The organism is Clostridium gallinarum (assembly GCF_014836325.1).
GTDB lineage: Bacteria > Bacillota > Clostridia > Clostridiales > Clostridiaceae > Clostridium > Clostridium gallinarum.
In genome coordinates this window covers 22,953-34,611 of sequence record NZ_JACSQZ010000037.1, presented here as the reverse complement: position 1 = coordinate 34,611, position 11,659 = coordinate 22,953, and the positions used below count along the sequence as shown (strand labels likewise).

General features: G+C 27.5%; 11 protein-coding genes. 6 read left to right on the top strand and 5 right to left on the bottom strand.

Going from position 1 to position 11,659, the window contains the following annotated elements:
- The first annotated feature begins 145 nt into the window (after positions 1-145).
- From H9660_RS10655 to H9660_RS10645, 3 genes are all read left to right on the top strand, one after another.
- Entirely contained in the window at positions 146-1,213 is a 1,068-nt protein-coding gene (locus H9660_RS10655) for an AI-2E family transporter (RefSeq protein WP_191750365.1), read from the top strand.
- 237 nt (positions 1,214-1,450) lie between these two features.
- A complete protein-coding gene (gene proB / locus H9660_RS10650; protein WP_191750364.1) occupies positions 1,451-2,257 on the top strand; it encodes a glutamate 5-kinase in 807 nt (268 codons plus the stop codon).
- Positions 2,258-2,351: 94 nt separating this feature from the next.
- Positions 2,352-3,596 (top strand): glutamate-5-semialdehyde dehydrogenase, encoded by a 1,245-nt coding sequence (locus H9660_RS10645; protein ID WP_191750363.1) that lies wholly within the window; start codon positions 2,352-2,354, stop codon positions 3,594-3,596.
- A 164-nt stretch (positions 3,597-3,760) separates the two neighbouring features.
- On the opposite strand, the gene H9660_RS10640 is transcribed toward H9660_RS10645, so the two are convergent.
- The 5 genes from H9660_RS10640 to H9660_RS10620 form a co-directional block, all read right to left on the bottom strand.
- Positions 3,761-4,786, bottom strand: coding sequence for a DUF4179 domain-containing protein (locus tag H9660_RS10640; RefSeq protein WP_191750362.1), 1,026 nt, complete (start codon positions 4,784-4,786; stop codon positions 3,761-3,763).
- Between the two features lie 2 nt (positions 4,787-4,788).
- Complete coding sequence (locus H9660_RS10635) at positions 4,789-5,304, bottom strand: sigma-70 family RNA polymerase sigma factor (RefSeq protein ID WP_191750361.1); 516 nt, start codon at positions 5,302-5,304, stop codon at positions 4,789-4,791.
- Positions 5,305-5,415: 111 nt separating this feature from the next.
- Complete coding sequence (locus H9660_RS10630; RefSeq protein WP_191750360.1) at positions 5,416-6,519, bottom strand: ABC transporter permease; 1,104 nt, start codon at positions 6,517-6,519, stop codon at positions 5,416-5,418.
- Entirely contained in the window at positions 6,516-7,634 is a 1,119-nt protein-coding gene (locus H9660_RS10625; RefSeq protein ID WP_191750359.1) for an ABC transporter permease, read from the bottom strand. The genes H9660_RS10630 and H9660_RS10625 overlap by 4 nt, the downstream gene beginning before the upstream one ends.
- 14 nt (positions 7,635-7,648) lie before the next feature.
- On the bottom strand, positions 7,649-8,398 hold the full coding sequence (locus H9660_RS10620) for an ABC transporter ATP-binding protein (RefSeq protein ID WP_341479590.1): 750 nt from the start codon (positions 8,396-8,398) through the stop codon (positions 7,649-7,651).
- 255 nt (positions 8,399-8,653) lie between these two features.
- Here H9660_RS10620 and H9660_RS10615 point away from each other — a divergent pair, with 255 nt between their 5' ends.
- From H9660_RS10615 to H9660_RS10605, 3 genes are all read left to right on the top strand, one after another.
- Positions 8,654-9,124, top strand: coding sequence for a GNAT family N-acetyltransferase (locus tag H9660_RS10615; RefSeq protein ID WP_191750357.1), 471 nt, complete (start codon positions 8,654-8,656; stop codon positions 9,122-9,124).
- 186 nt (positions 9,125-9,310) lie between these two features.
- Positions 9,311-10,702: an NCS2 family permease gene (locus H9660_RS10610; protein ID WP_191750356.1), complete on the top strand. Its 1,392-nt coding sequence runs from the start codon at positions 9,311-9,313 to the stop codon at positions 10,700-10,702.
- A gap of 169 nt (positions 10,703-10,871) precedes the next feature.
- Positions 10,872-11,657, top strand: coding sequence for an SDR family NAD(P)-dependent oxidoreductase (locus H9660_RS10605; RefSeq protein ID WP_191750355.1), 786 nt, complete (start codon positions 10,872-10,874; stop codon positions 11,655-11,657).
- Positions 11,658-11,659 lie beyond the last annotated feature (2 nt).

The window sequence follows — 11,659 nt, the reverse complement described above, 5'->3', positions numbered from 1 at the left end:
GAAATTAATTTTAATACAATAATAAATCAAAAATCAATGGATTTTTATACGAAAATAAGTAAAAATAATGCAAGAATATAATGCTAATATTTTATTGTTAGTAAGGATAAACTAAACTCATCAATATTAAAGGAGAATTTTAGTTATGAATAAAAAAAATGTTATTACATACCTAGTTATTTTTAACTTATTAGTAGTCTTAATAATATTATTAAGTAAAATAAATTTATTAAAAAGTTTTATTAATGTAGTTTTTTCAGTTGTTATCATACCAATAATATTTGGAGTATTTTTATTTTATATACTTAAACCTTTCAATAATATATTTTTAAAAAAGAAAGTAAAAAGAAATATTGCGGCGACTTTAACATTAATAATATTTTTCTTTATTTTATCTGGAGTAATAAAATATTTTAGCGATTATTTTATCGAGCAGTTTATAAGTGTTAAATCTATATTTTTAAGTTTAATTCAAGAAAGCGGTGGAATGAATAACATACAAGAGGTTGTTAAAGATAGTATTTTAAAAGAAAATTATTACAGTAAGTTTTTAGGTGAATTACAGGGATATTTATATTTAATTTTTAGCAATATAAGGAAAGTATTTGATAAAGGTATGCAGTTATTTTCCAATATATTATTAATTGTTTTAATAGTTTTTTATTTACTTAAGGATGAAGAAAGTATAAAAGAATCATTAATAGAGATATTTCCTAGGAAATATAGAAGTAAAGGAAGGAATATAGTAGAAGAGGGGGATGAAATATTAGAATCTTATATTGTAGGGCAAGCGAAAGTAGCATTATCTTTATCCATTATGATGTTTATAGGTTATAAATTCATAGGAATGACCAGTCCATTACTTTTAGCATCAGTTACATTTATATTAGCTTTTATTCCCTTTGTTGGTTTTTTTATATCTTTAATACTACCATACATAGTTGCTATAGCCTTAGGATGGCAAATGATATTAAAGTTATCTGTATTAGTTTTAATTGCTCAAACACTTAAAGGAAGAATCATTGTACCACTTATAATGGGAAAAACAATGAATATACATCCAATTACAGATATTTTTTTAGTAGTAGGAGCAGCCACGTTAGTAGGTCCAATTGGAGCATTTGTAGTTGTACCTGTTTATGCATTACTAAAAATGATATTTAAGTACTTTGATAAAGAAATGGAAGACAAGATAAAAGAATTCAAAGAATAGGTGTAAAAATGCTAGCATTTTTAGAATTAAGAATTAAAAATTAAGGATGAAGAATTAAGGAAAAAAATCCTTTAGGATTTTTAAATACATGATATTTTTTACAAATTAAGTTTTGCTGTGCAAAACATCCTCAATTTTTCATTTTTAACTCTTCATTTTTCATTAAAATATTGTGGTAGAAAAAGTATTATAAAAAAACTATAATTAAGTAAATGAAAATAATGGGGGATTTGTAGGATGAGTAATAGGAATATATTAAAAGAAGCTAATAGGATAGTAGTTAAGGTAGGAACTTCTACATTAACATATGATAATGGAAGAATTAATTTAACGAGGATTGAAAAGTTAACAAGGGTATTATCTGATATTATGAATTCTGGGAAGGAAGTAATATTAGTTACTTCCGGAGCAATTGGTGTTGGTGTATCTAAATTAAAACTTAAAGAAAAGCCTAAGAGTATAAGAGAAAAGCAGGCGGTGGCAGCTGTAGGACAATGTGAGTTAATGCATATATACAGTAAGTTCTTTGGTGAATATAGTCATACTGTGGGACAAGTTTTATTAACTAGAGATGTAGTAGAGGACGATCATATTAGAAATAATGTATGTAATACCTTCGAGACATTAATAGAAAATGGAATTATACCTATTGTAAATGAAAATGATACAGTTTCAATAGATGAAATAGAGAATATAGTTAGATTTGGAGATAATGATAATTTATCAGCAATAGTCTCTAAATTAATTAATGCTGATCTTTTAATTATATTATCAGATATAGATGGTTTTTATGATTCAGATCCTAGAAAAAATAAGGATTCAAAGCTTATAAGAGAAATAACAGAAATTACACCAGAACTAGAAGAATGCTGCGGTGGAGCAGGTAGTAATTTAGGAACAGGTGGTATGATAACTAAATTAACAGCAGCAAAAACAGCAACAGAATCTGGAGTAAATATGGTATTAGCTAATGGAAAAGACCCAAAGATAATATTAAATATATTAAAAGGTGAAGAAGTAGGAACTTTGTTTCTAAGTTGTTAAGCAACTTAGAAATTAAGAATGAAGAATTAAAAAATAAGAATTAATGAGAAAACTCCTGACGGAGTTTTTAAAATATTGCAAGGAGTGATTAAATATGATTAGTATTGAGAATTTAGGTATGAATGCTAAAGAGGCATCTTATGATTTAGGAATAGCATCTACTACTGAGAAAAATAAAGCTTTAGAGTTAATGGCAAGTGCTTTATTAAATGAAAAGCAAGAAATTATAAATGAAAATAAAAAAGATTTAGATATAGCTATTGAAAAAGGTACATCTAAGGCTATGTTAGATAGACTATATTTAAATGAAGATAGAATAGAAGGAATGGCTAAGGGTTTAATGAATCTTATAGCTTTAGATGATCCTATTGGTGAAGTTATAGAAATGTGGAAAAGGCCTAATGGAATACAAATAGGAAAGCAAAGAGTTCCAATGGGGGTAATAGGAATAATATATGAAGCTAGACCAAATGTAACTTGTGATGCGGCTGGTCTTTGTTTAAAGACTGGAAATGCAGTTATATTAAGAGGTGGAAGTGAAGCAATAAATTCTAATAAAGCTATAGTAAAGATATTAAGAAAGGCTTTAAAGGAGTCTGATTTACCACAGGATTCAATTCAATTAGTTGAAGATACTAGTAGGGAAACGGCAACTAAGATGATGAAACTTAATGAATATATAGATGTTTTAATTCCAAGAGGGGGAGCTGGATTAATACAAGCTGTAGTTAAAAATGCAACAGTACCTGTTATTGAAACCGGAGTTGGTAATTGTCATATTTATGTAGATGAAGTTTGTGATTTTGAAATGGCTAAAAATATAATAGTAAATGCAAAGACTTCAAGGCCAGCAGTTTGTAATGCGGCAGAAAAAATGCTTATTAATGAAAAAATAGCAAAGGATTTTTTGCCGATTATCTGTGAAGCTTTAAAGGAAAAAGAAGTTGAGATAAGAGGAGATGAAAAAGTTAAAGCTATAATAGAAGAGGTTTCTTGTGCTACTGAAGAAGATTGGAGAAAAGAGTATTTAGACTATATAATAGGTGCTAAGGTAGTTAAAGATGTAAATGAAGCTATTACGCATATAAATAAATATGGATCAGGACACTCAGAAGCAATAATAACAGATAGCTATAAGAATTCTCAAAAGTTCTTAAATAAAGTTAATGCAGCTGCTGTTTATGTTAATGCATCAACAAGATTTACTGATGGAGGCGAGTTTGGTTTTGGTGCAGAGATAGGAATAAGCACTCAAAAGTTACATGCAAGAGGACCAATGGGGCTTAAAGAGCTTACAACTATTAAATATATAATTTACGGAAATGGACAAACAAGATAGGGGTGTGCTGTTGCACAATGAAAAATTAAGAATTAAAAATTAAAAATTGATGAAAAAACTCCATTAGGAGTTTTCAAAAATAAATTATATGAATAATTAAAGAAATGACTGTTTGTTAAATAGCCATTTCTTTAATTAATACTATAGATGATTTTGTAGAATTACTATTTTAATATTATTGTAAATTCTTTGCCAACTTCTTTATAGTCATGATTCATTTGCCCACTTTGTTTTGGGAAGGCTAAAGAAGCATATGGTTTTAATGTTAATACTTTTGCATCTTCTGAAATTTCAGTTTGATTTTTCATTAATCCAGTAGTCATTTCTTCGTGAGAGCTATAAAATTCTACTTCATTTCCTAAATCATCATAACCTCTTAATTCTAATGAATATACATTGTTTTTATCTTTGTTTTCAATAGAGTAATAAATTTTTTCTCCTACAGGATTACTCTTATATTCGTTAAGTGTTATTTTTTGACCATTATCTAGTGTAAAGGAATTATTTAGATTTATGATATTAGTATTTGTAGATAAAGCATCACCATTAGAAATAAATTTAAAGCTCCAAGGACCATTAATTTCTTTTTCAGTACCATCTATAATTAAAAGAACTTTATCATACTTTATTTCTATATATAAATCTCCATTATTTAATTCTTCATCTAATGTATATGATATTACATTCTCTTCAGTATAATCATCAATTTGCTTGCCTGAACCTGAAGATGATCCAGATAAAATTTTACCATTAATATAAACATCACCAAACATCATTATACCTGAGCCATTATTTAGGCTTTCATCTGACTTTACTGTTGTGGATACTATAACTTCATCTTTATCTAAAATAACCTCATTTAATTGGATAGTTATTCCATTTTTGCTTATAGCTTCATTAATTATAGTACTATATTCATCTAAATTATTACTAACTCCCAGATATTTTTTTATATCAAACATTGCTAATTTAACAGTTGCAACTACTTCTTTACTGAAAAGTGATCCAATTAATGTTGATCCCATTATTAGAACTATAGCTGCTGCAACTATGTTTTTATTGAATTTTTTCTGTTTTTTATTTGGTGAATTTAAATGTAATTTTTCCTCGTATCCTTCATGTACAGAGTTTTTAATTACATCATCTAACTTTGAAGAAATCTTTATGTCATCTATATTAAGATTTTTCATTTTTAAGCCTCCTTCATATATTTTCTTAATTTAATTAAGGTTCTATTTAGCCTACTTTTAACAGTTCCTAGTGGTAAATTAGTTTTAGTAACTATATCTTTTAATGAGTTATCCTCTAAATATCTCATTACTATTAAATTTCTTTCTTTTTCAGAAAGCTTATTTAGAGCAGTTTTAATTTCATAATTAATATCATTTTTATTATCTTCAGATATTAATTTATCTTCATAATCATTAATATCTACCAAGACTACCTTACTGTTTTTCTTAATATAATCCTTGCATACATTCATAATTATTCTTGTTATCCACGTATTAAAATACTGTGGTTCTTTTAATGTATCTAATGATTTTATTGCCTTTATTATTCCATCGTGAACACAATCCAAAGCATCATCTTCATTTTTTAAATATACAAAGGCTACTTTATATAACTTTTCTTTAATTGGTTCTATTAATTGAATAAAGCTATCTTTATCTCCATTTACAGCTTTTTTGAATAATATTTCATTAACCATTACTAATACCCCTTTCTGAATCGATTCATATTATAGACGATTGGATATGTAAAAAGGTTCCATAAAAAATAAAAGGATACATAAAATGTACCCTTTTATTTTAACACTTTCTTATGATCTATTTTTTAGTTTGTTTGATGATAATCCTAATAGTATTAATGAAAGTCCTAGTAATAAAGCTATAGTAGTCATTTCATTATTTAAAGTTGAACCATAAAGAACATTGCTATTTGAATTATTTATCCAAGTAGTTGGAATAAACTTAGAAATATTCTTTAATACATTTGGCATAACATCTATTGGCCAGAAACATCCTCCAAGCATTGCAAATGGAAGTATTATAAGAGTACTTATTGTTCCTGATATTCTTAAGTCCTTTGAGTGTGTAGTAATAAATACACCTAAGGAAATAGTGAATATACCAAATATCAAGAATAAGGTATAAAGGCTTAAAGGAGAATCTCCTAAATTAAATTTAAATACATATTTAAATACTAAGAAGTATAAAGTTATTTGTACAAAAGTAATTACTAAGAATGAAAGTAAGCTTTGGAATATATACTTAAATCTTGTCATTGGTGTAGTAAATAATCTTGTAAATACATTTTTCTCTCTATCCTTTAGTATTATATTAGTTGCTGATGTTGCTGAGAATAATAAGTTAAGAACTATAAATGCCATGGCTTTATCTGTTTTAGACTTATTTCCTTCACCTTTATCTACACTTGTATAAGATAATTTATAAGAACCATCTGAGTAATATTTAACTGCATCATAAAACTTATCTTTATCGCCATTAGAGTTTTTAGCAAAAGTTTTTAGGATATTTATATAGTTATTTAGTGATGCTTTAATAGCTGTAGAAGTATTACCTTCTTTAGCTTCATATGTCTTTAATATAGGGTCTTCCCTGTTAATTAAAGAATCTGTATAGCTCTTAGGAATAACTATTGCATAGTCTATTTCATTGTTAATTAAGTTATCTTGAATAGTATCTTCACTATCAAAATTAACTTCAGCCTTATCTTTAATAGTATTAATTATACCTTCTGTAATAGCTGTTTTATCATTATCTATAATAGTTACCTTTAAAGGAGCAGTACCATTTGATCCTGAAAAGGCAATAATCATAAAGATTAAAGGTAGTACTATTAAAAATAGTAAATTTGATTTTTGTCTAAATAATCTTTTTAATGTTGCTTTAAATATTGTCATACTCTTTCCCTCCTTCCGATTATATTTGTACCTATGAATAATAAGGCAGATATAATCCAAAGGCCTAATATACTTAAGAAGACTTCTTTTGAAGCTCCTCCATAAATTGACTTAAACATAGCATTCGAAGCTAAATAGTTAGGTGTTAGTTTAGATATAGCACCAACAATTCCTCCAAAGTCTACTTTCATAAAGCCTCCACTTAAGAACGTAAATATAGGAACTATAACATTTAGAAGTGTAAGTCCTAATAAGCCTTTTTTAGTTGCCATTATAGCAAATATACCTAGCATTGTAGATAATACTGATAGTGAAAAGGCTGTTAACAATATAGTAGGAATACTACTTCCAAAGTTTACTCCAAATGCAAAATTTGAAATTAGTAATAGTATAAGAACCTGAATCATAAGTGTTAGAACTACACCAATAGCTTCTCCTATAAAAATCTCTGAAAGATTAAGTGGAGTAGATCTAAATCTAGAACCAACAGTACCATAGTAAGATTTATCTATAGCAAAGTTTGCATAAATTGATCCATACATTACTATCATTACAAGCATTGTTATAGCATAATAATCTGTAGCAGAAGGCTTTTTACCTGATACTGAAATTGCTTCGTCTTGAAGATTATTATTTTGTTCTAATGTAAAGTTTCTTGATTGAATTTTAGCTAAGGCCTCCATAGCATTTGCAGAGGAAGAATATGTTTCTATTATTCCCTTTGCTATAGAAACACCTAATTGATTAAACTCAGAGCCTATTAGTTCAAGTTTACCAGTAGAATTTTCATCATAAATAACTAAGGCATCATACTTTCTATTTTCAATTAACTTTTTTCCTTCTTCTATATCATTGATTTTTTCAACTTGAATTATATCTGAAAGCTCATCTAAGGTTATAAAGTTTTCAAAGGCTTTTGCTTCAGTTGTTGAATCATTATTTATATATAGTAAATTAACTTTATCAACAGTTCTTGCAGTAAAGTCCTCATTATTTTTTAGAGCATTGCCTAGTATTAGTATTAAAAATATAGGTAGTAAAATCATAGATATAAGGCTTTGAACATCTCTTATTGATTGGAGTAGTCTATATTTGACTATAGTTAAAATTTTCATAAGATATTTCCTCCTTAATCTCTAAGGCTTCTGCCAGTAAGGTGAAGGAAAACTTCTTCTAAAGAAGCTGTACTTCCATCTTCATGTTTAACTAAAGCCTTAAGTTCTTCATTAGTACCTCTTGCAATTATTTGACCATGGTCTACTATACAAATGTCAGAACAAAGAGCATCAACTTCTTCCATATAGTGAGATGTATAAATTACAGTAGAGCCTTGTTCATTAAGTTTCTTTATAGTTTCTAAAATATTATTTCTTGATTGAGGGTCAATACCAACTGTTGGTTCATCAAAAATTATTAGCTTAGGCTTATGAACAATAGCACAAGCTATATTTAATCTTCTTTTCATTCCACCAGAAAATTTAGGTGGAAAGTCTTTTCTTCTATCCCATAAGCCAACAAATTCTAATGTTTCTTTAACAGCTTCTTTAAGCTTTTTTCCTCTTAATCCGTATAATTCACCAAAGAATTTAACATTTTCTTCTGCTGTTAAATCATCTATCAATGCTAAATCTTGAGGAACTACCCCTAAATTTTGCTTAATAAACATAGGATCAGATTTTATATTTTTACCAAATATCTTAACTTCACCAGAATACTTAGAATAAAGTCCACTTAAAATACTTATAGTAGTTGTTTTACCTGCACCATTTGGACCAAGGAAGCCAAAGCTTTCTCCTTCTTGTATTTTTAAATCTTTTATATCTACAGCTTTAAAATCTTTGTAATTTTTTACGAGATCTTTTATTTCTATTATCATTATAATTCCTCCTATTTGAACTATGTTCATTTAAACTTATACTAATAGTAATACTACTATAAACTTGGTACAAATTTTATATATTCTAAAAAATGGTTAAATAAGTTAATGGGGATAGAATATCTTTATATTAATAAGTTTTCCTTAAAAATGAAAATATAATGCATATTATTAGAAAAAAGGATATTTATAGAAAAAGTAAAACAATAATATTATAATGATAATAATTAAAAAATGTGATTTATAAAGGAGAATTATATGAAGAAAAAATATGAATTTAAAAATAAGTATTTTAATGAGCTTAACATAACAGAACTTTATGAAATAGTTAAAGCAAGATATGAAGTTTTTGCATGTGAGCAAGAAATAACTTGTGAAAATGATTTTGATGATAAAGATAAAGAATGTATTCATTTATTTGCTTTAGATAACAACAATAGTGATAAAGTTATAGGATATTGCAGATTACTTCCACCAGGATTATCCTATAATGAAGCATCTATAGGAAGAGTATTAGTATTAAAGGAGTATAGGGGTAAAGGATTAGCCAGAGAAATGATGATAAAAGCTATTAAAGTAATTCAAAGAGAATATGGAGTAAATGAAATAACTTTATCAGCACAAAGTTATATTAAAGATTTATATAAAGATGTAGGTTTTAAAGAAATTTCAGAGGAATATAAGGAAGCTGGCATACCTCATGTTAAAATGAGGCTTAGTATAATATAAATAGAATATTAATGTTCGTGTTTTGTATTGTTAGATCTAAATTATATAAAATAAATATAAAGAAAATAGAATTTAAAACAGAATACGCATAAAATATTTAAAAAAGTGTAAAAAACATATTGATTAAATACGAATGAAATGATAATATGATAATATAATATTCGATTTTATGAAAGAGGTAAATTTATGGAAAAGTTTTTTAAGCTTAGAGAAAATGGAACAGACGTTAAGACAGAATTAATGGCAGGATTAACTACATTTCTTACTATGGCATATATTTTATTCGTAAATCCTTCTATTTTATCAGCAGCGGGCATGGACAAAAATGCAGTTTTTGTTGCAACTATAATTGCTTCAGTAATAGGAACATTAGTAATGGGCTTAGTAGCTAATGTACCATTTGCTCAGGCGCCTGGAATGGGATTAAATGCATTTTTCACATTTACAGTAGTATTTGGACTTGGCTTTACTTGGCAACAAGCTTTAGCAATGGTATTTATTTGCGGAATTATTAACATAATTATTACTACTACTAAAATAAGAAAAATGATTATACAAGCTATTCCAATGTCACTTCAATATGCAATATCAGGTGGTATAGGATTATTTATAGCTTTAGTAGGTATTAAACAAGCTCATTTTATTACTTTTACAGGTGAAGTAGCTAATCAAATTTCTTCAGCTGATGGTTCGACAGTATTTAATAGTGTAAATTTAGCAATGACAGATTTTACAGACAAAACAGCATTATTAGCTTTGATTGGGTTAGTGATAACTATTGTACTAATGTTAATAAATTTTAAAGGCGCAATTTTATTAGGAATTCTTTTAACTACGGTAATAGGAATTTTTATGGGAGTAACTCAAGTTCCAGATTTTTCACAAATAAGCTTTGGAATTCCAAGCATAGCACCTACATTTTTTAAATTAGATTTTGCAGGGTTATTTAGTGATCCAACTAAGATTTTCTTAGTATTTACTACAGTTTTCGCATTTTCATTATCTGATACCTTTGATACTATTGGTACGTTCTTAGGAACAGGAAGAAAAGCAGGAATATTTGATGATAATGATGAAAAGTTATTTGAAAGCGAAAATAATTTCTCATCAAAATTAGAAAGAGCGTTATTTGCGGATGCAACTGCAACTTCAATTGGAGCTCTTTTAGGTACAAGTAACACAACAACATATGTTGAAAGTGCAGCGGGAATCGGACAAGGTGGAAGAACAGGTCTTACTTCTGTTACAGTAGCAGGATTATTCTTAATATCATTATTCTTTGCACCAATAATGGGAATGGTACCATCAGCAGCTACTGCACCAGCATTAATAGTAGTTGGTATCTTAATGATGGAATCATTTAAGAATATTGATTGGAGCGATTTTGAAGTAGCTATGCCAGCTTTCTTTGTAGTAACATTTATGCCTTTCACTGGAAGTATTTCAAATGGTGTGGCAGCTGGATTTATAGCATACTGTATAGCTAAAGTTGTTAAGAAAGAAGCTAAAGAAGTTCATCCAATAATGTATATAGTAAGTGGATTATTCTTACTGAACTTTATAATTTCAGCATTGTAGCTATGATAGGGGATAAATAATAATTAAATTTAAAAGGTGAAGTATCTTATATAAAAAAGATACTTCATCTTTTTTATTTTTGAAGTTGCAATAATATTTATATTTTAGAGGTAATATGATATATTAGAAATTAAAGTTTAATATCTAAATATATAATGGAGGATTTTTTATGGGGAAACCGTATGGTAGGAGCTGTGTACTAATAACTGGAGCTACTACTGGTATAGGATATGAATTAGCCAAGCTTTATGCAAAAGAGGGTAATAATTTAATTTTAGTTGCAAGAGATGAAGAGAGATTGTCAGAAGTTAAAGAAGAGTTAGATTTATATAATATTAAAGTTTATATTCTACCTTTAGATCTATCTGAGGATAACTCTTGTGAAAAAGTATTAGATTTTGTGAATAAAAAAAATCTGTCTGTGGATATTTTAATTAATAATGCTGGTATAGGTTCTTTTGGATATTTAAGTGAAATAGAAATTGAAAAGGAACTTAAGCTAATAGATGTAAATATTAGAGCTTTAACAGAATTAACAAAAATGTTTTTACCTACTATGATAAGTCATGGAGAGGGTGGAATAATGAATGTAGCTTCTACAGCAGCTTTTTGTGCTGGACCTAAAATGGCTACATATTATGCTTCAAAATCTTATGTGCTTAATTTTACTGAAGCTCTATATGAAGAATTAAAGGGAAGTGAAATTAAAGTAAGTTGTTTATGCCCTGGACCTGTGAAAACTAGTTTTCAAGAAAAATCAGGTATAAAAAAGAATGAAGCTGCTAAGAAGGCATTAATGACACCTAAAGAAGTAGCTGAAATTGCTTATAAAGATTTTAAAAAGGGTAAGCTAATAATAATTCCAGGGTTTAAGAATAAGTTGATTATATTATTAAATAAATTAATACCTAGAGCTTTATCAAGAAAGATAATATTATTTATGAACAAAGGATAGGT

Coding starts and splice junctions, on each gene's coding strand:
- H9660_RS10655 (WP_191750365.1), top strand. CDS start 146: ATGAATAAAAAAAATGTTATTACATACCTAGTTATTTTTAACTTATTA.
- proB (WP_191750364.1), top strand. CDS start 1,451: ATGAGTAATAGGAATATATTAAAAGAAGCTAATAGGATAGTAGTTAAG.
- H9660_RS10645 (WP_191750363.1), top strand. CDS start 2,352: ATGATTAGTATTGAGAATTTAGGTATGAATGCTAAAGAGGCATCTTAT.
- H9660_RS10640 (WP_191750362.1), bottom strand. CDS start 4,786: ATGAAAAATCTTAATATAGATGACATAAAGATTTCTTCAAAGTTAGAT.
- H9660_RS10635 (WP_191750361.1), bottom strand. CDS start 5,304: ATGGTTAATGAAATATTATTCAAAAAAGCTGTAAATGGAGATAAAGAT.
- H9660_RS10630 (WP_191750360.1), bottom strand. CDS start 6,519: ATGACAATATTTAAAGCAACATTAAAAAGATTATTTAGACAAAAATCA.
- H9660_RS10625 (WP_191750359.1), bottom strand. CDS start 7,634: ATGAAAATTTTAACTATAGTCAAATATAGACTACTCCAATCAATAAGA.
- H9660_RS10615 (WP_191750357.1), top strand. CDS start 8,654: ATGAAGAAAAAATATGAATTTAAAAATAAGTATTTTAATGAGCTTAAC.
- H9660_RS10610 (WP_191750356.1), top strand. CDS start 9,311: ATGGAAAAGTTTTTTAAGCTTAGAGAAAATGGAACAGACGTTAAGACA.
- H9660_RS10605 (WP_191750355.1), top strand. CDS start 10,872: ATGGGGAAACCGTATGGTAGGAGCTGTGTACTAATAACTGGAGCTACT.